Genomic DNA, 20,070 nt, shown 5'->3' with positions numbered 1-20,070 from the left:
AGCCCACGTCTTGGTGTTCAGCCCACGTCGCGCCAGAAGGAGATCAGGGCATCGGCGGTGGGATGGGCCCGTTCGGCGTTGGGGGAGTGCCCGGCCCCCTCGATCACGGTCCGCCGGGCGGCCAGCCGTCCGGCCATCTCGTCCATCAGCGGCACCGGCCAGGCGTAGTCCGCCTCGCCCGACAGCACATGGACGCGCAGCCGCAGCGCCGCCAGCTCATCGACCCGGTCCGGCTCCTCGGACAGCTGCCGCCCGGTGACGATCAGCTGCTCCGGGACGGTCCCCAGCCAGCGCTGATGCAGGAACTCCGCCACCCCGGGCGGTGTCGACTCATCCGCCGCCTCGGGCGGATCCAGCTCGCGCATCGCCTGCCATACGGACTCCATGTCCATCACGGTCAGCGCGTCGATCAGCAGCTTGATCCGGGCGCGCTGCGGGGCGGAGATGGCCGCCGGGCCGGAGCTCATGATCGTCAGCGAGGCGAACGCCCCCGGGTCGCGCAGTGCGGCGGTCCGCGCGATCAGCCCGCCGAGCGAATGCCCGAGCACATGGACGGGGTCCTCGGTCGCCGCGCTCAGGGCGGTGACCTGCGCGAGCAGATCCTGGGCCAGCTCGTCCTGGGCGTACGCGGCCTCCTTACGGGGGCCAGGGCTCTCATGCTGACCCCGGCCGTCGACGGCGACGGCCCGGAAACCGGCCGCGGCGAGCGGCTCCAGCAGCGCGATGAAGTCCTCCTTGCTCCCGGTGAACCCCGGGACCAGCAGGACGGTCCCGCGCGCCGCCGAAGCGGGCCGCGCGTCATGGACGGCGAACTCGCCGCGCGCGGTCCGGAGGCGGTACGCACGGGCGCTCGCGGGCAGTGTGAGAAAGGGCGGCCTGCTCATGGGACGAGGCTATACAGCCCGCGGGAAACGGCACATGAACGCCCGCGGGCCCGTACCGCGGTGTCGCGGGACGGGCCCTTGGGCGTGTTGCCGTGCCGTAGCGCCATGGTGCCGTTGTGCTGGGTCAGCCCTCGACCGTGGCCTCGACGGCCTCGGCCGCCTTGGCACGCGTACGGCGCCGGGGCTTGGCGGGTGCGGCCTCGGCCTCATCCGCCGCCGGTGCCGCCGTGGCGGCCTTGGCGCGCGTGCGGCGCCGCGGCTCGGCGGCCTCGTCGGCGTCGGCGCCCTCGGCGGTGGCGACAGCGGCTTCCGCGGCCTTCGTAGCCTTGGCGCGGGTGCGCCGCGGCTTGGCGGGAGCCTCGGCGGCCTCCGTCTCCGGCTGCGCTTCGGCGGTGTCGGCCTTGGCGGCGGCGCGAGTGCGACGCCGGGGCTTGGCCTCCTCCGTCGTCCCTTCGGCCGTCTCGACGGCGGCTTCGGCCGTCTCGGTGGCCTTCCGGGTGCGACGCCGGGGCTTGGCGGGGGCGTCGGCGGTCTCGGTGGCGCTCACCGCGTCCGTCGCACCTTCGGCCGTCTCCACGGCAGCCTGGGCCGTCTCGGTGGCCTTACGGGTGCGACGCCGGGGCTTGGCCTCCTCCGCCGTGCCCTCGGCCGTCTCCACGGCGGCCTCCGCCGCTTCGGCTGCCTTACGGGTGCGACGGCGCGGCTTGGCGGGGGCGTCGGCGGTCTCGGCGGCCTCGGCGGCGTTCACCGGTTCCGTCGTGCCCTCGGCCGCTTCCGCGGCGGTCTGGGCGGCCTCGGCGGCCTTGGCGCGCGTACGGCGCCGCGGCTTTGCGACTTCGGCGGCCTCGGTGGTGCCCTCGGCCGTCTCGACGGCCTCTGCGGCCTTGGCGCGGGTCCGGCGGCGCGGCTTCGCGGGGGCCTCCACGGCCTCCGGAGCCTCCGCCGTCGTCACGGCCGTCACTGCGGCTTCCGCCGCCTCGGCGGCGTGCGTCGACTCCGCCGTGGCGCCCTCGGCGCCCTCAGCCGTCTCGACAGCCGCCGTGGCCGCCTCGGCGGTCCTCGCGCCCCGCGTGCGGCGGCGGCGCGGCTTCGCGTCGGCCTCGGCGGGCTCCGCCTCCGGCTTGGCCGCCTCCGCCGTGTCGACGGCGGCCGTGGCCGCCTCGGAACCGGCCGTCGCCGTGCCGCCGCGCGTACGGCGGCGCCGGCGGGGCCGACGGGGCTCGGTGGCGCCCTCGGCGGTGTCGGCGGCGGCCTCGGCCGCCGCCGCGCTCTCCGGGGCGCCCGCGCCGTCCAGGCTCACACCGCCACGGGTGCGGCGCCGGGCCCTGCGGTTGCGCGCGGGGCGCTCCTCCGCGGCAGGGGCGGCGGCCCGGCGGCCGCGGCCGCCACGGCCCCCGGTCTCGCCCAGGTCCTCGACCTCCTCGGCGGCGAGCCCGGCCCGGGTGCGCTCGGCACGCGGGAGGACACCGGTGATGCCCTGGGGGATGCTCAGCAGCTCGTAGAGGTGGTCGGAGGTGGAGTACGTCTCCTCCGGGTCGTTGAACGGCAGGTCCAGCGCCTTGTTGATCAGCTGCCAGCGCGGGATGTCGTCCCAGTCGACGAGCGTGATCGCGATGCCCGAGGCGCCCGCGCGACCCGTACGGCCGATGCGGTGCAGATAGGTCTTCTCGTCCTCGGGCGACTGGTAGTTGATCACATGGGTGACGCCCTCGACGTCGATACCGCGCGCGGCGACGTCGGTGCACACCAGCACGTCGACCTTGCCGTTGCGGAAGGCGCGCAGCGCCTGCTCGCGCGCCCCCTGGCCGAGGTCGCCGTGGACCGCGCCGGAGGCGAAGCCACGGCGCGAGAGCTGATCGGCGATGTCGGCGGCGGTGCGCTTCGTACGGCAGAAGATCATCGCGAGGCCGCGGCCCTCGGCCTGCAGGATGCGCGAGACCAACTCGGGCTTGTCCATCGAGTGGGCCCGGAAGACGTGCTGGGTCGTGTTGGCGACGGTCTGGCCCTCGTCGTCCGGCGCGGTGGCGCGGATGTGCGTGGGCTGCGACATATAGCGGCGGGCGAGACCGATGACGGCGCCCGGCATGGTGGCCGAGAAGAGCATCGTCTGGCGTTTGGCGGGCAGCAGCTGGATGATCTTCTCGACGTCGGGCAGGAAGCCCAGGTCGAGCATTTCGTCGGCCTCGTCCAGGACGAGCGCCTTGACGGCGGAGAGCCGCAGCTTCTTCTGGCCCGCCAGGTCCAGCAGCCGGCCCGGGGTGCCGACGACCACGTCGACGCCCTTCTTCAAGGCCTCGACCTGCGGTTCGTAGGCGCGGCCGCCGTAGATCGACAGGACGCGGACGTCGCGGACCTTACCGGCGGTCAGCAGGTCGTTGGTCACCTGCTGGCACAGCTCGCGGGTGGGGACGACCACGAGTGCCTGCGGGGTGTCGGTCAGCTGCTCGGGCTTGGCCCGGCCGGCCTCGACGTCCGCGGGGACGACGACGCGCTCCAGCAGGGGGAGGCCGAAGCCCAGCGTCTTGCCGGTGCCGGTCTTTGCCTGGCCGATGACGTCGGTGCCGGAGAGGGCGACCGGAAGCGTCATCTCCTGGATGGGGAACGGGGACGTGATGCCGACGGCTTCCAGGGCCTCGGCAGTCTCGGGGAGGATCCCGAGCTCTCGGAAGGTGGTCAGGATGTTTGCCTCTTCTGTGAGCGCGGCGGGAGGCGGCGAAGGGGGTCGCACGGCGCCCGGGTGCACCGGCCTTGGGGATGGCCGGTTCGGCGCGGGACCACGGCCTTCGCTCGAGCGCACACGCCGCGAGCGGGTCCCTCCTGCCGTGCGCAACAGGTGATGCGCGCCGCGCGGAGGGCGGTCGGGTTTGGAGCCGATCGGGCCACCGACCGGGCATCCGCATTCGTGGAACAACCCGCCGATACTCGACGGGCGCATTTATCACTGTACCCCGTAAGCGCGCATCTGTGACCGGGCTGTCCGACGCGGGGCATCCGTGGGCATGGCTGACCAGGGCCTTCCCCGGGGCGCGGAGCGGGCTATTGTGCGCTCCATGGAGACGCCTGACACGCCTGAGACGCCCGCCGCGACCACCGGGGACCGCGCCGGGGACGACGCAGCTCCGGGGAAGGGCGGCGGGGAGAAGGCCCCGGAGCCCACCGGGATCGCCGCCCAGGACTGGGACACGGCGGCCGCCGATCCGCAGTACCGGGCCGCCGTGGTGGATCTGCTCGGCGCCCTCGCGTACGGCGAGCTGGCCGCCTTCGAGCGGCTGGCGGAGGACGCGAAGCTGGCGCCCACCCTCGAGGAGAAGGCGGAGCTGGCGAAGATGGCGTCCGCCGAGTTCCACCACTTCGAGCGGCTTCGGGGGCGGCTCTCGGCGATCGGCGAGGAGCCGACGGAGGCGATGGAGCCGTTCGCGGCGGCGCTGGACGGGTTCCACCGTCAGACCGCGCCGTCCGACTGGCTGGAGGGCCTGGTCAAGGCGTATGTGGGCGACTCGATCGCCAGTGACTTCTATCGTGAGGTCGCGGCCCGGCTGGACTCCGACACCCGCGATCTGGTGCTCCAGGTGCTCGACGACACCGGCCACGCCTCGTTCGCGGTCGAGAAGGTACGGGCCGCGATCGAGGCCGATCCGCGGGTCGGCGGGCGGCTGGCGCTGTGGGCGCGGCGGCTGATGGGCGAGGCGCTGTCGCAGGCCCAGCGGGTGGTCGCGGACCGCGACGCGCTCTCCACGATGCTGGTCGGCGGGCTGGCCGACGGCTTCGACCTGGCGGAGGTGGGCCGGATGTTCTCCCGGATCACCGAGGCCCACACCAAGCGGATGGCCGCCCTGGGGCTCTCCGCCTAGGTTCGAACGGCTGGGGAACGACTACGGAACGGGGGGCTCCGGCGGCCGATGCCGCTCCGGAGCCCGGCCGGGCAGGGCTGAGCACCTGGACTCACGGCCCTGCCTCTACGGGCCTATGGCCCTACGCAGGGACCGAACGACGCCGGCGCGTCCTGGCCGGGCGGATGAGCAGCGACAGCAGCGCCGCCGCGAAGCCGAGCGCGACGATCAGCACGGCCGCCGTGTGCCCCGAGCCCAGCACCGTATGGGTCAGCAGAGCGCCCAGAAGCGCGGAGGCGGGGCCGGTGGACAGGACGAGGGGCCGTGCGGGCAGCCTTCGGGGGAGCCGGTGGAGCGCCCCGTATGCGATGACGAGACCGATCAGTACCGAGGCGAGCGCTTCCCAGAACAGCATTGGCGCGTCCTTCCCGTGAGCGGACCGGGACCGATACGTGATCACGAGTCGGTCACGCCCGTCCTACCCGTGCCCGACCGGAGGCAACCCTGTCCATGGGGGCGGTCTGTGGCGCATGTCGGGCCGGGGCGTGCGTGCGAGCGCAAACAGCGGCGGGGTCCGGTGGTCTTGTTCCACCGGACCCCGCCGCTGTGGGTGAATCCTCAGGCCGCGCCGAAACCGACCTTGCGGGCGGACGGCTCGCCGAGCTCGACGTAGGCGAGCCGGTCGGACGGGACCAGGACCTTGCGGCCGTGGGCGTCCTCCAGGGTCAGCACCTGAGCCTTGCCGCCGAGCGCCTCGGCCACCAGGCGCTCGACCTCCTCGGCAGACTGCCCGCTCTCCAAGGTGATCTCGCGGGGCGCGTGCTGCACGCCGATCTTGACCTCCACGGCCTTGTCCCTCCGACGGTCAACTGGGGTAGCGCGGCCATCCGCGCCGTACCCAGCACACACTAGCCGGGCCGGAACACCCGCCGGGGGTCGCGGGCGCACGCCGGCAGCGAACACGCCCACCGCCGCGAACATGCCGCTTCGCGGCCGGGAACGGTCCCCGGCCGCTGAGTGGCCGCGCCCAGCCGCCCCGCCGGGTCGGCGGGTCCGCTCGGCCGGCCCGCTCAGTGGCCGCCCTCGGACCCGTGCAGCGGGAAGCCCGCGATACCCCGCCAGGCCAGCGAGGTGAGCAACTGCACAGCGGTGTCCCGCGGCACGGCGCTCTCGCTGGAGAGCCAGTAGCGCGCGACCACCTGGGACACCCCGCCGAGGCCCACGGCCAGCAGCATCGACTCGTCCCGGGACAGCCCGGTGTCCTCGGCGATGACCTCGCAGATCGCCTCGGCGCACTGCAGCGAGACCCGGTCCACGCGCTCGCGCACCGCGGGCTCGTTGGTCAGATCGGACTCGAAGACGAGCCGGAAGGCGCCGCCTTCCTCCTCGACGTAGGCGAAGTACGCCTCCATGGTCGCCGCGACCCGCTGCTTGTTCTCGGTGGTCGAGGCGAGCGCGGTGCGCACCGCCTGGAGCAGGGCGTCGCAGTGCTGGTCGAGCAGGGCCAGATACAGCTCCAGCTTGCCCGGGAAGTGCTGGTACAGCACCGGCTTGCTGACCCCGGCGCGCTCGGCGATGTCGTCCATCGCGGCCGCGTGGTAGCCCTGGGCGACAAAGACCTCCTGAGCCGCCCCCAGCAGCTGATTACGTCGGGCTCGGCGCGGCAGGCGCGTACCCCGTGGGCGCGCCTCGGTCTGCTCGATGGCTGTCACGCCGCCTCCCAATGAATGATCCCTGTGCACGATGTCCATCGCGCCCGCCATCGTACTTTTGGGTAACAGTGCGGCGCGCTGTTCGTGCGGAGAATTTCATGTACCGGACTCTATGAAAAGCCCATAAATGACGCTGGTCACCGGTAGTCCTCCTCGTTCTCCTCGACGATCCGTGCCTGTTCCGCCCGGTCTGCCTCGTTGGCTTCCATGGACTCGTCGGTCCTGGGCCGTTCGTCGCGGCGGGAGATCACCTCGCGGTGCTGTTCGACGGCGTCCGCCTCGGGAGCCTCGACGTCGCGCGCGGCGGTCTCGTCGGTGTTCTCCACGGAGTCCTCGAAGGTGTCGGGGTCGGTTGGGTCGATGGACATGTACTCCCCTTCCCTGTTCCCTGCGGCGGCTTCCCTTCCTGTTCCGGTGGCGGCTTCGTTCCTGTGGCGGCTTTGCACCGGTGGTTCGCCAGTGGTGGGCGCCAGTGATGGGTTCCCACTTACGGCGGCTTTCCACCGAAGGCTGCCCAGTGGCGGCCAACGGCTGGTGAGCCAGTGGCAAGGTGATCGCCCCTGTGACTTACGAGCCTAGGAGAGGTCACTTTCGGACGCTACGTGGTCTGTGAGCGTGAACACACGATCGCGCGCGTGATCGTCTCGTAACATTGCCGCATGTCTTCGACCGAGCCGCCGGAAGCCCGCATCGTCGCGGCGGTGCCGCCCGCGAGGCCCGTGCGGGTCGGAGCGGGGGAGAAGCTGCGAACCGCCTCCCTTCCGGGGCTCACGATGACCGTGCGCTGCCGTCCGCCGTCCGCCTCCGGGCTGCCGCCCGCGCTCTTCGTCCACGGCCTCGGCGGCTCCTCGCAGAACTGGTCCGCGCTCATGGAACTGCTCGCCGACCGGGTGGACGGCGAGGCGCTCGACCTCCCCGGCTTCGGTGACTCCCCGCCGCCGGACGACGGCAATTACTCGATAACCGGCCATGCCCGCGCCGTGATCCGCTACCTCGACGCGCAGGCCCGGGGACCGGTCCATCTGGTCGGTAATTCGATGGGCGGCGCGATCGCCACCCGCGTCGCGGCGGTGCGGCCCGATCTGGTGCGCACCCTCACGCTCGTCTCGCCCGCGCTGCCCGAGCTGCGCCCGCAGCGCACCGCGGTGCCGACCGGCCTGCTCGCGGTGCCCGGGGTGACCCGGCTGTTCACCCGCTTGACCAGGGACTGGGACGCGGAGCGGCGCACCCGCGAGGTGATGATGCTCACCTTCGGCGATCCGTCCCTGGTCACCCGGGAGGCTTTCGCCCACGCGGTGGAGGAGTTCGAACGCCGGCTCAGCCTTCCGTACTTCTGGGACGCGCTCACCCGCTCGGCACGCGGTGTCGTCGACTCGTACACCCTGGGCGGTCAGCACTCCCTGTGGCGTCAGGCCGAGCGGGTGCTCGCCCCGACGCTGCTCGTCTACGGCGGCCGCGACCAGTTGGTGTCCGTAAGGATGGCGGATCGGGCCAACGCCACCTTCCGCGACTCGCGTCTGTTGACGCTGTTGGACGCCGGGCATGTCGCGATGATGGAGTATCCCGAGGCGGTGGCGCGCGGGATGCGCGAGCTGCTCGACGACGTTGATCAACGAGACGACCGGGACAGCCGGGAGGCGCGGGGGGCCGTACCGGTGTCCGGCGCGGACGGGAGCGGTGCGGCGCGTGGGTAAACACAGCGCACGTGGCAGCCAGGAGGGCCGGGAGCGCCGGTCCGCCGCGGCGGGCTCCGGCCAGGGTCAGGGCTCGGGCCCCGAGTTCGTCGAGTACGGCGCGCCCGGTGAGGCCCCCGCGGCCGACGGCGGCAGACCGGGGACCGGGCGCCGCCGGGCCGCCCCGGGGCCCGGCGCCCCCGATCCCGGGGTCACCCCGCCACAGGGTGTGCCGAGACTGCCTTACGGAGCCGGCGGGCCCGCGGCGCGCACCAGGGGCGGACATCCCGAGCAGCGCGAGGCGGGCGGCGGCTGGGGCGCGATCGGCGGCCGCGGCGGCGGTCTCGGCGGGGCCAGGGGCCCCGGTGGACCCGGCGGTCCGGCCGGTCTCGGCGGGGTCAGAGGTCCCGGTGGACCCGGCGGTCCGGCCGGTCTCGGCGGGGTCAGAGGTCCCGGTGGACCCGGCGGTCCGGCCGGTCTCGGTGGGGCCAGGGGCCCCGGTGGACCCGGCGGTCCTGGTGGCCGCGGCGGTCCTGGTGGTCAGCGGCCTCCTTACGGCATGCGCACCATGAACCCGCCGCAGCGCCCGACCACGGGCGGCACGGGTGGCGCGGCCGGTCTGATGCCCGGCCCGCGCAAGGAGTACATCGAGGCGTTCGACGCCCCCGACGCCCTGGACTGCGACGGCGACGACGTCTTCGCCGCCGGTGCGCCGGGCGGCGTGCCCCCGCAGCGCCGTACGCGGCGGGCGGCCACTCCCTCCGGGGGGATCGGCGGCGGTTCGGGCGGCGACGGCGGGAGCGGGCCGGACGACGACGAGCAGGAGCCCCCGGGCAAGGGGGCGCACGGTGTCACCAAGGGCGGTAAGGGGCGCACGTTCACCGGTGTCGCCGCGGCGGCCGTGACCACCGTGCTGGCCGTCGTGGTCGCCGGACAGGTCGCCGGCGGACCGCAGGGCGGCGGCGGTGAGACGCAGGCCCGGGGCGGCTCGGAGCGCGGCGACGACACCGCCACCGCCTCCCGCGGCGCCCGCGCCGACGACGGCCGCGGTGCCGCCCGCTCGGCGAACTCGCCCGCCCCCGTCACCTATGACGAGAAGATGGCGGCCCTCTTTCCGCTCGACGCCAAGCTGCGCGGATCCGGCGCCTTCCAGACCGTCGGCGGGCACGACAAGGCGCCCGGCCGCGGCCAGGTGCTGCGCTACCGCGTCGATGTGGAGAAGGGACTGCCGCTCGACGGCGAGCTGTTCGCCGAGGCCGTGCACAAGACGCTGAACGACGACCGCAGTTGGGGGCACGGCGGCGTTCGCACCTTCGAGCGGGTCGCGTCCGGGCATGCGGACTTCGTGATCACCCTCGCGAGCCCCGGGACCACGGCGGCGTGGTGCGCCAAGTCCGGTCTGGACACCACCGAGGACAACGTCTCCTGCGACTCGGCGTCCACCGAGCGCGTCATGATCAACGCCTATCGGTGGGCGCAGGGCGCCAAGACCTTCGGCGACGACAAGATGCACTCCTACCGCCAGATGCTCATCAACCACGAGGTGGGCCACCGTCTCGGCCACAACCACGAGATCTGCCCCAAGCAGGGCGCGCTCGCGCCGGTGATGATGCAGCAGACCAAGTTCCTGTCGACGGACGGCGCCACCTGCCGCCCCAACGCCTGGCCGTTCCCCAAGGGCTGAGGGTCCCGCACCGGCCCATATAGCGCCTCGCAACGCCTGAATTCCCGATAGGTCACGTGCGTTCACCCCTTCCGGTGGTGCGACGGACAACCGTCCATCGCGCCATGGCCCTGCGCGCATAACGTGCTCCCGCTGCCTGACGGCGGCCGCCGCCGGTGACGACGGCAGACGAACGGCCCGTTTGGGAGATCGGGGGTGCGCTCATGCGCGTGGGACTGCTTACGGAGGGTGGCTATCCGTATGCGACCGGTGATGCGCGGGTGTGGTGCGACCGGCTGGTGCGTGGGCTCGCCCAGCATGAGTTCGAGGTGTACGCGCTCAGCCGCGACCCCGGCCAGGAGGGTGCGGGCTGGGGCGAGCTGCCGCGGCACGTCGGCCGGGTGTGCACGGCGCCGCTGTGGGGAGAGCCGGAGCCCCGGCGGGGCGGGTGGGGCGGCCGCCGACAGCGGCGGCGGTTCGCCGAGCACTTCGGGGAGCTGGCCGCGGCGATCAGCGCGCCTTACGGCTCCGGTGCGCCCCATGGCTCCGGCGTGCCCGGATGCTCCACGGACGAGGCGGACCGTTTCGCCAATGGTCTCCACGGCCTCGCGGACCTGGCCGTGGAGTACGGCGGACTGCCCGCCGCGCTCCGCTCCGAGGACGCCGTAAGGACGCTGGAGCGGGCCTGCCGCGCCCTCGGGGCGCCGCACGGCGCGCAGCGGGCGCGGGTCGCCGATCTGCTGACCGTCACCGAGGCCCTGGAGCGCGCACTGCGCCCGCTGTCGCTCGACTGGTACGGCGACGGGGCCGGCGGCGATCCGGGGCTGGCCGGGGTGGATCTGTGCCACGCCGCGACCGGCGGCGCGGCCGTGCTCCCCGGGCTGCTGGCCAAGCGCCGCTTCGGCACCCCGCTGCTGCTCACCGAGTACGGCGTACGGCTGCGCGAGTGCTATCTGGCGGGCGCGGCCGGTGCGGTCGGTGCGACCGGTGCGACCGGTGCGACCCGTGTCGAGGGCGGACGGCCGCTCTCCGGGCCCGTACGGTCCCTGCTGACCGCGTTCCACGGCCGGCTGGCCGCCGAGGCGTACGCGCGGGCGGATCTGATCACCCCCGGCAATACGCACACCCGCCGCTGGCAGGAACGGTGCGGCGCCGACCGGGAGCGGCTGCGCACCGTCTACCCGGGCATGGACGCCGCCCGGTTCGCGGAGGTCGGCGAGCAGGGCGCGGCCCCCTCCGAAGGCGACGACCGGACGCTGGTGTGGGTGGGCAGGATCGAGCCCCCCAAGGACGTCATCGCCCTGCTGCACGCCTTCGCGGAGGTGCGCCGGTGGCAGCCGGACGCCCGGCTGAGGATCATCGAGACCCGGCGCGGTGAGGACCCGGAGCCGGACGGCTATCCCGCCCACTGCCGGGCGCTGGCCGACCACCTCTTCCCCGACGAGGCGGCGGACGCCCACTCCGCCGGTGACAACCCCGTCTCCTTCGAGCGGCTCGGCGACCCCGAGGTGCCGACCCTGGCCGACGCCTATGCGGCGGGCGGCGTCGTGGTGCTGTCCAGCGTGGTCGAGGGCTTTCCGGTCGGGCTGGTCGAGGCGATGTTCTGCGGACGGGCCACGGTGTCCACGGACGTGGGCGCGGTGTGCGAGGTCATCGGCGGCACCGGCCTTGTGGTGCCCCCGCGTAATCCCCGGGCGCTCGCGGACGCGTGCCTGGCGCTGCTGAGCGACGCCGAGCGCGGTGCGCGCCTGGGCGCCGCCGCGCGCGCCCGTGCGCTGGAGCTGTTCACCGTCGAGCAGAACGTCGCGGCCTTCCGCGGGATCTATCTGGAGCTGATGTCGCACTGCCCGGTGCCGCGCGAGGAGGTCGGTGAGAGCGGTGGGCCGCTGCCGTTCGCCCGCCCCGCCGAGGCCCATGTGCCGGGGCGCTGGACCGCGGGCCGCGACGGTGACGGCTTCGGGCATCGACCGCCCGGCCCGGCCGCCTCCCGCCCCGCCCCGGAGCACACCCCCACCTGGGCCGGTCCACCGCCACGCGAGCCGCTGGGCGTGGGCCCGCGCCCGTCCGAGGAGGGCGCATGACCACGCCTTCCCGGTGGAACGGCCCGCTCGACCCGGCCTCATCGGACCGCAGTCCCGCCTCCGATCGCCGCCTCGCCTCGGACCGCAGTCCCGCCTCCGATCGTGGCTTCGCCTCGGACCGCGGCTTCGCCCCCGATCGCCGCCTCGCTTCCGATCGCGGCCTCGGCGCCCTGTCCGGGGCCGCCCGGGCGCCGGTCTCGCGGGTGCCGGTCTCGGAGGTGCCGGTCTCGGGGGTGCCGGTCTCCCGGCGGCCGGACGAGACGTCCGCGCGCACCGGCACCGGCACCGGCGCAGGGAAGGGGCAGGGGAAGGGACGGCGGGGGCCCGCCGATCCGGTGCGGGCGCTGATGCACCGCCACCACGACCTGTGCGCCCGCGCCGTCGATCCGCTGGAGATCGCCGCCGGGCTGGAGGCCCACGGTGTGACGGACCGCACCGCCGCGCGCTTCCGGCACCGCGATGTCTTCTCGCTCGCCGAGGAGCTGTATGCCCGGGTGCCGCGCGCCGAGGAGCCCGCGCCCCCGGCCGCACCGGCGCCGGGGCGCGCGCCGGTCGAACGGATGGCGCTCGCCGCGCTGTGGCTGCTGCCGGGTGCCCTGTGCGCGGCGATCGCCTCCGCCGCCTTCCGCGTCGATGCCATTCGTAAGGACACCACCGTCGGCCTCGCCCTGGGCGCGGGCGGCGCGGCCCTGACGGTCATCGCGCTGTGGCTGTGTCTGCGTCGTGGCCCCCTGCGCGTCCATGGGAGCGGACGCGGGGGCCGTATGGCGCACGCCTTCGGCACCGGCTGGCTGCTCGGGTACGCCGCCGCCGGGGACTGGCTGCTCTCCGGGCTCCTCGACGGACGCCGCCCTTACGACGCGGTGCCCGCGGCCGAGGCCGCCGTCCTCTTCGCCCTGGCCGCCGCGCCCGCCGCGTGGTGCGCCCGCTGGTTCGCGGTCAGGGCGCGCCGCAGGCTGGCGGTCAGCCGTGGTCTGGAGGAGTTCGCGGCGGGGGTGCGCCCGCTGTTCGCGGGCGTGGTGACGGCCTTCCTCTGCGCTCTGGCGGCCCTGGTGCTCGCGGCCCGGCTCACGGTGCCCGGATCGCCTCCCGCCGCCGCCCCCCTCTCGATGGCCGAGGCCGCCGTCGTGGCGCTCTGCGGGCTGCTGTTCCTCGCCCGGCTGCTCGCCGTCCACGGCTTCCGGAGGGCCGCGCTCAGCGGTGTCGCCGTGGCCTGCGCGGTCCAGGCCGCGGCCCTGGCGACGGCGGCGGCCGCCCGGCTGCCGGGCGCCGCGCCGCTCGGGGAGCCCGTGGCACGGCTGACCGCCGCCCAGGGCGCGGCCGCCGTCCCCGCGGCCGCCTGCGGCGCCGCCGCGCTCGCGCTGGTGATCCACGCGTTCGGCGCTCTGTGCCGGGCCTCCGCCCACGGCGACCCCGGCGCGCGTACCGGCCGGAGCGCTGGTGACACCCGTACGACCCGCACCGCCCCGGACCGCGCCCCATAAGGCGTCCACCGCGCCGTAAGGCGTCCACCGCGCCCTCAGGGGCCCACCGCCCCGTAAGGCGCCCACCGAACCCGCCACCCCCCGTCCTTCCCCCTCAATGAGTCCGAGGAGCAACCACATGAGCTGCGACATGACCGATCAGCGCGCCGGTACGGGGAGGCGCGACCGATGAGAGTCCTGTTGCTCGGGTCCGGCGGATTCCTCGGCCGCTATGTGGCCGAACACCTGCTCGCCGACCCCGCCGTACAGCTCACCGCGCTCGGCCGCGGCGACGACGCCGATGTGCGGTTCGACCTCTCCAACGGCAGTCCGGGCGCGCTCACCCGCTTCCTCAACGCGGTCCACCCCGGCGTGGTGATCAACTGCGCCGGGGCGACCCGCGGCGGGGCGCGCGAGCTCACCCGGCACAACATCGTCGCCGTGGCCACCGTCTGCGAGTCGCTGCGCCGCAGCGGCTGCGGCGCCCGCCTCGTCCAGATCGGCTGCTCCTCCGAGTACGGGCCCTCGCAGTCCGGCTCGTCGACCGCCGAGGACGCCGTGCCGCGCCCCGGCGGCCCGTACGGCGTGAGCAAGCTCGCAGCGACCGAGCTGGTGCTGGGCTCCGGGCTGGACGCGGTGGTGCTGCGGGTCTTCTCGCCCGTGGGGCCCGGTACCCCGGCCGGTTCGCCGCTGGGGCGGCTCGCGGAGGCGATGCGGCGCGCGATGCAGTCCGGGGAGAGCGAGCTCAAGCTGAGCGGCCTGGGCGTGCAGCGCGACTTCGTGGACGTACGGGACGTGGCGCGGGCGGTCCACGCGGCCTCGCTGTCGGCCGCGCAGGGCGTGGTCAACATCGGCAGCGGGCGCGCCGTAAGGCTGCGCGAGGCGGCCTCCGTGCTCGCCAGGGTCGCGGGCTTCGGCGGCGCCCTGCACGAGATCGACAGCCCGCCGGGGCGCGGGGGACCGCATCACGTCCCGGCCGCCGTGGCGCACGTCCCGGCGCCCGCCCACCCCCATGGCGCGGCCCACGGCCATGCCACCGCCCATGGCCACGCGCCCGCCCACGGCCACGCGCTCGCCCACCCCCAGGCGGCGGGCGAGCACGGCGGCGGCCCGGCGGGCGCCGGCGCCGCCACCTACCCCTACCCGGACGGCTGCGGCAGCTGGCAGCAGGCCGATGTGCGCACCGCCCGCGACCGGCTCGGCTGGCGCTCCAGGATTCCGCTGGAGGAGTCGCTCGCCGACATCTGGATGGAGGCGGCATGTCGCATCTGATCCCCGCGGACGCCGGGCACGAGGCCCCGGCCACCGCCGCCCGGCTCGGTTTCGGAGTGCCCGGCTACGCCCACCCCCTGGTGGCGCCCACCGAGTGGGCCGAGCTCACCCGCCCCGGCGCGCCCCTGCACTGGGCGGTCCTCAATATCGCCCGCGGCCCCGGCTCGCGCAGGGATCCGCACTGCCTTACGGCTGCGGCCCGGCTGCGCACCACGGGCGTACGGGTGCTGGGCCATCTCGACCTGCGGTGCGGCACCCGGCCCTTCGGCGAGGTGATCAGTGACGCGAACCACTTCCTGGACTGGTACCAGGTCGACGGCTTCTGTCTGGAGCGCTGCCCGGTGGACCGTCCCGGGATGCCTGAGGTCCGCCGTACGGTGGCCACGCTGCGCGCGCTGCTGGGCGGGGCCTATCTGGTGCTCGGCCAGGGCATCCATCCGCATGAGGGCTATATGGAGCTCGCCGATCAGCTGGTGACCTTCCGGGGCTCGTGGCCCGACTACCGCTGGTCCCAGGTGGCCGAGTGGACCGCGGGGTATCCGCCCGAACGGTTCTGCCACCAGGTGCACGGCGTTCCCCGCCGGCATCTCGAGGAAGCGCTGAGGATCGCCCGCTGGCAGGGCGCGGGCACGATCTACTTCACCGACCGTACGGTCCACCCCGACGGGCGGACCTGCACCGATTCGCCCTGGACGGCCCTGCCCGGCTACTGGGACGAAATCGTCTCGCGACTCGGACCACGTGTCATGGAATGAGATGGAGCGTGGCAGTGTTACGAGAAGAAAACCACCCCGCTCACGCGGGGGTGAACCGTCTGCTCCCTCCCCTTACGGAGTCCCCGTGTCGCTGCCACCCCTGGTCGAGCCGGCTCCCGAGCTCACCGTCGACGAGGTCCGCAGGTACTCGCGCCATCTGATCATCCCCGATGTCGGGATGGACGGGCAGAAGCGGCTGAAGAACGCCAAGGTGCTCTGTGTGGGCGCGGGCGGCCTCGGCTCCCCGGCCCTGATGTACCTCGCCGCGGCCGGCGTGGGCACCCTCGGCATCGTGGAGTTCGACGAGGTTGACGAGTCCAACCTGCAGCGCCAGGTCATCCACAGCCAGGCGGACATCGGCCGGTCCAAGGCGGAGTCCGCCCGTGACACGGTCCTCGGCATCAACCCGTACGTGAACGTCGTGCTGCACGAGGGCCGCCTCGAGGCGGACAACGTGATGGAGATCTTCTCCCAGTACGACCTGATCGTGGACGGCACCGACAACTTCGCCACCCGCTATCTGGTCAACGACGCGTGCGTGCTGCTGAACAAGCCGTACGTGTGGGGTTCGATCTACCGCTTCGACGGCCAGGCGTCGGTCTTCTGGTCCGAGCATGGCCCCTGCTACCGCTGCCTGTACCCGGAGCCCCCGCCGCCCGGCATGGTCCCGTCCTGCGCCGAGGGCGGCGTGCTGGGCGTGCTGTGCGCCTCCATCGGCTCCATCCAGGTCACCGAGGCCATCAAGGTGCTCACCGGCACCGGGGACCCGCTGGTCGGCCGTCTGATGATCTACGACGCCCTGGAGATGACCTACCGCCAGGTCAAGGTCCGCAAGGACCCGAACTGCGCGGTCTGCGGTCCGAACCCGACCGTCACCGAGCTGATCGACTACGAGGCGTTCTGCGGTGTGGTGTCGGACGAGGCCCAGGAGGCGGCGGCCGGTTCGACGATCACTCCCAAGCAGCTCAAGGAGTGGATCGACGACGGCGAGAACATCGACATCATCGATGTCCGCGAGCCCAACGAGTACGAGATCGTCTCGATCCCCGGCGCCCGGCTGATCCCGAAGGACGGGTTCCTGATGGGCGGCGCCCTCCAGGACCTTCCACAGGACAAGAAGATCGTCTTGCATTGCAAGACGGGTGTCCGGTCGGCGGAAGTCCTGGCCGTCCTGAAGTCCGCCGGCTTCTCCGACGCCGTCCACGTGGGCGGCGGCGTGATCGGCTGGGTCAACCAGATCGAGCCCGACAAGCCGGTCTACTGATCCCCGGTACGCACCGCCCGTAAGTACGCACCGCCCGTAAGGGGGCCGGACCGCCGCGCCGACGGCGATCCGGCGCCCTTACGGCTGCAGGGCCCTCTTACGGCTGCGGCGAGACCCTCAGCGGCAGGTCGTGCCGCCCGCGGGCACCTTCCCGTCCAGCAGATAGGCGTTCACGGTCTTCGTCATACAGGCGTTGCCGCTGTTGTACGCGCCATGGCCCTGCCCCTTGTAGGTGACCTCGACGCCCACGCCCTTGCCCAGTTCCTGAACCATCTTCCGGGCCCCCTCGTACGGAGTGGCCGGGTCGCCGGTGTTGCCGACCACGAGGATCGGCGCCGAGCTCTCGGCGCTGACGTCCGGGGTGTCCGTGGTGCCGTCCACCGGCCAGCCGGTGCAGCCGAGCATGCCCCAGGCCAGATACTCGCCGAAGACCGGTGACGCCTCGCGGAAGCGCGGCAGCTGCGCCTTCACATCGGTCACCGTGTAACGCTGCCTGTCGTCCACGCAGTTGATGGCCGCGTTGGCGGCGTTGATGTTGCTGTAGTGGCCGTTCTCGTCGCGGCCGGACATCGAATCGGCCATCGCGAGCAGCATATTGCCCTCCTGGAGCTGCATCGCCTCCTGGAGCCCGAGCGTCAGGTACTTCCAGCTCTCCTTGTCGTAGAGCGCGGCGGCGATACCGCTCAGCGCCCCGTCCTGGGTGAGCTTGCGGCCGCTCTCGGTGGACAGCGGCTTCTTGTCGAGCTTCTTCAGGAAGGCCACGATCCGGTCGGCGCCCGCCGCCGGGTCGCCACCGGTCGGGCACGCCGTGCCCTTCTTGGCGCAGTCCTTGAGGTAGTTGTCGAGCGCGAGCTGGAAGCCCTTCGCCTGGCCGTAGGAGCCCTGCTCGGGGTCCTCGGTGGGGTCGACCACGGCGTCCAGGACCGCGCGTCCCACCCGCTTCGGGTACAGATGGGCGTAGACACCGCCGAGTTCGGTGCCGTAGGAGATGCCGAAGTACGACAGCTTGTCGTCGCCCAGCACCTGCCGCATGAGGTCCATGTCACGCGCGGCGCTCACGGTGTCCACATGGCCGAGCACCTTGCCGGAACGCTTCTCGCAGCCCTTGATGAACGCCTTGGCGTCCGCCATCGCGGTCTTGACCTCGGCGTCGTCGTCCGGCGTGCTGTCCACGGCGTCCGAGGCGTCGATCTCCGCATCGCTCTGGCACCGCACCCCGGCGCTCTCGCCGACCCCGCGCGGATCGAAGCTCACCAGGTCATAGCGTGAGCGCAGGGTGTCGTAGGCGGCGGCGAAACCGGGGAGCGAGGAGACACCGGAGCCGCCGGGTCCGCCGAAGTTGAACACCAGGGAGCCGATGCGCTTGCCCGATCCGGTGGCCTTGGCGCGGATCATGGCCAGATCGATCGTTTCGCCTCTGGGCTTCGCGTAGTCCAGCGGCGCCTTCAGAGTGGCGCATTCCCACTCGCTTCCCGGCTTCTCACCGGTGCCCTGCATCGCGGTCGGGGCAGGGCAGGACGACCAGTTGAGCTTCTGACCCGTGAGCGAGCCCGGCAGCCCGGAATCCGAAGGCGCGGCCGGGGCCGACGCCGAGGGCTCGGACGACGCCTTGCCCTGCTCGTTCCCCCCGTCGTCGTCGCAGCCCGCGACGGTGAGGAGGGTGACCATGGCGGTCATGGAGACCAGCGCCCTGGTCCGTATGGTGCGTGGGGAACTCGGCATATCCGGAGATCCTATGAGGAGGCGGGGGCGGAATCGTCCGCAACCCTTCTCAAAGCCGTCACGGTTCGCGCGGCGTTCGTACGGCGGGCCCGGCCGCGGCCCCCGGCCCTAGGGTCCTTCTTCCGCGGAGATCCGTCAGAAGGGCCCTAGGCGCAGACCTTGCCCTTCGGAGGCACCGTGCCCTTGAGCAGATAGGCGTTGACCGTCTTTCGGACACAGGCGTTGCCGCTGTCGTACGCCCCATGGCCCTCGCCCCTGTAGGTGAGCTGGACGCCGACCCCGGGGCCCAGCTCCTTCGCCATCCGCGCGGCACCCTCGTACGGCGTCGCCGGGTCACCGGTGTTGCCGACGACCAGGATCGGCGCGGCCCCCTTGGCGCTCACGTCGGGCGTGGTCCAGGCGCCGCGTACCGGCCAATCGGTGCACTGGGTAAGGCCCCACGCCATCATGTCGCCGAAGACGGGGGAGACCTTACGGAAGGTGGGCAGCTTCCGCTCGATGTCCGGGACCGTATAGCGCTGCTTGAAGTCGGCGCAGGTGATGGCGGTGAGGGCGGACTGGAGGGTGCTGTAGCGGCCGTCCGGACCGCGTCCGTTCATGGCGTCCCCCAGGGCCAGCAGGATCCTGCCGTCGCCCTGCTGGGCGGCGGCGATCCCCTGGGTGAGGTACTGCCAGTACTCCCGCGAGTACAGGGACTGCGCGATACCGCCGTCCGCCAGGGACTCGGTCAGCTTCCGGCCGCTGTAGCCGCGCACCGGACGGCCGTCGAGCCGCTTCAGCAGCGTGCGGATCCGGTTCTGGGTGGGGCAGCTGTAGGCGCTGGTCCTGGTGCATGCCTTCAGATAGTCGTCGAGGGCGCGCTGGAACCCCTTGGCCTGGCCGAGCGCGCCCTGTTCGGGCGTCTGCATGGGGTCCACGACCCCGTCGAAGAGGGCACGCCCCACCTGCTTCGGGTACAGATGGGCGTAGACGCCGCCGAGTTCGGTGCCGTAGGAGACGCCGAAGTAGTGCATCTTCTTGTCGCCGAGGACGCGCCGCATGAGATCCATGTCACGGGCGGCGTTGGTGGTGCCGACGTACGGCAGGATCGTGCCGGAGTTCTTCTCGCACCCGGCGGCGTAGGTCTTCACCCGGCGGACCAGGCTCTTCACCTCGGCGTTGTCGTTCGGGGTGGAGTCGGCGGCGTAATAGGCGTCGAGCTGCCGGTCCGGGAGGCAGCGCACCCCGCTGCTGCGGCCGACCCCGCGCGGATCGAAGCTGACCAGGTCGTAGCGGGTGCGCAGTTGCTTGTAGCTGCCCGCGAGCGCCGGGAGGGTGGCCACGCCCGAACCGCCGGGGCCGCCGAAGTTGAAGATCAGCGAGCCGATCCGGTGGCGCCGGTCGGTGGCCTTGGCGCGGATCATGGCGATGCCGATGGTCTTGCCGTGCGGCTTGCGGTAGTCCAGCGGCACATGGAGCGTCGCGCACTCCCACTCCCCGCCCGGGGCCTTGGTGGCGGCCGCGTCCTGGCTCGAGGAGGGGGCGGGGCAGCCGGCCCAGTCCGGCTTCTGGTCGGCCGAGGTGTCCGGCCGTCCGCCGTCGCCACCGCATCCGGCGGCCAGGGCGGTCAGCAGCAGGGCGGCGGACAGCGCAGCGAGGCGCGGAGGTCGGAACACGGCGGCTCTCCCGTGGGTGGGGGTACCGCCATCGTGAGCTCCGTGGCAGCCGCACGCGCGCACAGTGGGGGCGTACGGGTGAGGGGAGGCCTGCGG

Annotated in this window: 15 protein-coding genes and 1 pseudogene; 8 read left to right on the top strand and 8 right to left on the bottom strand. The window is 73.3% G+C overall.

Translation table 11 applies throughout. From position 1 onward, the window contains the following. Nucleotides 1-17 precede the first annotated feature (17 nt). Nucleotides 18-884 carry an alpha/beta fold hydrolase gene (locus ACMTAK_RS19005; RefSeq protein WP_413807325.1) on the bottom strand — a complete coding sequence of 289 codons (867 nt, stop codon included), beginning with the start codon at nucleotides 882-884 and terminating at the stop codon, nucleotides 18-20. A 124-nt stretch (nucleotides 885-1,008) separates the two neighbouring features. Next, nucleotides 1,009-3,640, bottom strand: a pseudogene (locus tag ACMTAK_RS19000) (DEAD/DEAH box helicase). 285 nt (nucleotides 3,641-3,925) lie between these two features. Between ACMTAK_RS19000 and ACMTAK_RS18995 the strand changes: the two are divergent. Further along, the gene (locus tag ACMTAK_RS18995; RefSeq protein WP_262703608.1) at nucleotides 3,926-4,735 is read left to right on the top strand and encodes a ferritin-like domain-containing protein; all 810 of its coding nucleotides are present in this window, start codon (nucleotides 3,926-3,928) and stop codon (nucleotides 4,733-4,735) included. Between the two features lie 121 nt (nucleotides 4,736-4,856). Here ACMTAK_RS18995 and ACMTAK_RS18990 read toward each other — a convergent pair whose 3' ends face one another. From ACMTAK_RS18990 to ACMTAK_RS18975, 4 genes are all read right to left on the bottom strand, one after another. Then, nucleotides 4,857-5,129 carry a hypothetical protein gene (locus ACMTAK_RS18990; RefSeq protein ID WP_413807324.1) on the bottom strand — a complete coding sequence of 91 codons (273 nt, stop codon included), beginning with the start codon at nucleotides 5,127-5,129 and terminating at the stop codon, nucleotides 4,857-4,859. Nucleotides 5,130-5,332: 203 nt separating this feature from the next. Beyond that, the gene (locus tag ACMTAK_RS18985) at nucleotides 5,333-5,560 is read right to left on the bottom strand and encodes a DUF3107 domain-containing protein (protein WP_020868598.1); all 228 of its coding nucleotides are present in this window, start codon (nucleotides 5,558-5,560) and stop codon (nucleotides 5,333-5,335) included. A 224-nt stretch (nucleotides 5,561-5,784) separates the two neighbouring features. Next, complete coding sequence (locus tag ACMTAK_RS18980; protein ID WP_044570254.1) at nucleotides 5,785-6,426, bottom strand: TetR/AcrR family transcriptional regulator; 642 nt, start codon at nucleotides 6,424-6,426, stop codon at nucleotides 5,785-5,787. A 137-nt stretch (nucleotides 6,427-6,563) separates the two neighbouring features. Next, nucleotides 6,564-6,794, bottom strand: a complete 231-nt coding sequence (locus ACMTAK_RS18975) for a hypothetical protein (RefSeq protein WP_413807323.1) — start codon at nucleotides 6,792-6,794, stop codon at nucleotides 6,564-6,566. A 291-nt stretch (nucleotides 6,795-7,085) separates the two neighbouring features. Here ACMTAK_RS18975 and ACMTAK_RS18970 point away from each other — a divergent pair, with 291 nt between their 5' ends. The 7 genes from ACMTAK_RS18970 (at nucleotide 7,086) to moeZ (ending at nucleotide 16,597) form a co-directional block, all read left to right on the top strand. Beyond that, nucleotides 7,086-8,120, top strand: coding sequence for an alpha/beta fold hydrolase (locus ACMTAK_RS18970; protein WP_413807322.1), 1,035 nt, complete (start codon nucleotides 7,086-7,088; stop codon nucleotides 8,118-8,120). After that, the gene (locus tag ACMTAK_RS18965; protein WP_413807321.1) at nucleotides 8,104-9,783 is read left to right on the top strand and encodes a DUF3152 domain-containing protein; all 1,680 of its coding nucleotides are present in this window, start codon (nucleotides 8,104-8,106) and stop codon (nucleotides 9,781-9,783) included. Before ACMTAK_RS18970 ends, ACMTAK_RS18965 begins: the two co-directional genes overlap by 17 nt. 203 nt (nucleotides 9,784-9,986) lie before the next feature. Further along, nucleotides 9,987-11,843 (top strand): DUF3492 domain-containing protein, encoded by a 1,857-nt coding sequence (locus ACMTAK_RS18960; protein ID WP_413807320.1) that lies wholly within the window; start codon nucleotides 9,987-9,989, stop codon nucleotides 11,841-11,843. After that, the gene (locus tag ACMTAK_RS18955; protein WP_413807319.1) at nucleotides 11,840-13,327 is read left to right on the top strand and encodes a hypothetical protein; all 1,488 of its coding nucleotides are present in this window, start codon (nucleotides 11,840-11,842) and stop codon (nucleotides 13,325-13,327) included. Before ACMTAK_RS18960 ends, ACMTAK_RS18955 begins: the two co-directional genes overlap by 4 nt. A gap of 168 nt (nucleotides 13,328-13,495) precedes the next feature. Then, complete coding sequence (locus tag ACMTAK_RS18950; RefSeq protein WP_413807318.1) at nucleotides 13,496-14,578, top strand: NAD-dependent epimerase/dehydratase family protein; 1,083 nt, start codon at nucleotides 13,496-13,498, stop codon at nucleotides 14,576-14,578. Continuing rightward, nucleotides 14,566-15,333 (top strand): spherulation-specific family 4 protein, encoded by a 768-nt coding sequence (locus ACMTAK_RS18945; protein ID WP_413807317.1) that lies wholly within the window; start codon nucleotides 14,566-14,568, stop codon nucleotides 15,331-15,333. Before ACMTAK_RS18950 ends, ACMTAK_RS18945 begins: the two co-directional genes overlap by 13 nt. A gap of 85 nt (nucleotides 15,334-15,418) precedes the next feature. Further along, on the top strand, nucleotides 15,419-16,597 hold the full coding sequence (gene moeZ, locus ACMTAK_RS18940; RefSeq protein WP_044570234.1) for an adenylyltransferase/sulfurtransferase MoeZ: 1,179 nt from the start codon (nucleotides 15,419-15,421) through the stop codon (nucleotides 16,595-16,597). A 117-nt stretch (nucleotides 16,598-16,714) separates the two neighbouring features. On the opposite strand, the gene ACMTAK_RS18935 is transcribed toward moeZ, so the two are convergent. Next, on the bottom strand, nucleotides 16,715-18,319 hold the full coding sequence (locus tag ACMTAK_RS18935; RefSeq protein WP_413807316.1) for an alpha/beta hydrolase: 1,605 nt from the start codon (nucleotides 18,317-18,319) through the stop codon (nucleotides 16,715-16,717). Between the two features lie 146 nt (nucleotides 18,320-18,465). Beyond that, entirely contained in the window at nucleotides 18,466-19,974 is a 1,509-nt protein-coding gene (locus ACMTAK_RS18930; protein ID WP_413807315.1) for an alpha/beta hydrolase, read from the bottom strand. Between the last annotated feature and the right edge of the window lie 96 nt (nucleotides 19,975-20,070).

It is taken from the genome of Streptomyces lacaronensis, assembly GCF_047337785.1.
Classification (GTDB): Bacteria; Actinomycetota; Actinomycetes; order Streptomycetales; family Streptomycetaceae; genus Streptomyces; species Streptomyces lycopersici.
Note: the sequence above shows the minus strand (reverse complement) of the source record. Positions and strands in the feature narration are given on the sequence as shown.

What these genes read in the sequence shown, in the direction of transcription:
- ACMTAK_RS19005 (WP_413807325.1), bottom strand. Translation starts at nt 884, where the DNA reads ATGAGCAGGCCGCCCTTTCTCACACTGCCCGCGAGCGCCCGTGCGTAC.
- ACMTAK_RS18990 (WP_413807324.1), bottom strand. Translation starts at nt 5,129, where the DNA reads ATGCTGTTCTGGGAAGCGCTCGCCTCGGTACTGATCGGTCTCGTCATC.
- ACMTAK_RS18975 (WP_413807323.1), bottom strand. Translation starts at nt 6,794, where the DNA reads ATGTCCATCGACCCAACCGACCCCGACACCTTCGAGGACTCCGTGGAG.
- ACMTAK_RS18970 (WP_413807322.1), top strand. Translation starts at nt 7,086, where the DNA reads ATGTCTTCGACCGAGCCGCCGGAAGCCCGCATCGTCGCGGCGGTGCCG.
- ACMTAK_RS18960 (WP_413807320.1), top strand. Translation starts at nt 9,987, where the DNA reads ATGCGCGTGGGACTGCTTACGGAGGGTGGCTATCCGTATGCGACCGGT.
- ACMTAK_RS18955 (WP_413807319.1), top strand. Translation starts at nt 11,840, where the DNA reads ATGACCACGCCTTCCCGGTGGAACGGCCCGCTCGACCCGGCCTCATCG.
- ACMTAK_RS18950 (WP_413807318.1), top strand. Translation starts at nt 13,496, where the DNA reads ATGAGAGTCCTGTTGCTCGGGTCCGGCGGATTCCTCGGCCGCTATGTG.
- ACMTAK_RS18945 (WP_413807317.1), top strand. Translation starts at nt 14,566, where the DNA reads ATGTCGCATCTGATCCCCGCGGACGCCGGGCACGAGGCCCCGGCCACC.
- ACMTAK_RS18935 (WP_413807316.1), bottom strand. Translation starts at nt 18,319, where the DNA reads ATGCCGAGTTCCCCACGCACCATACGGACCAGGGCGCTGGTCTCCATG.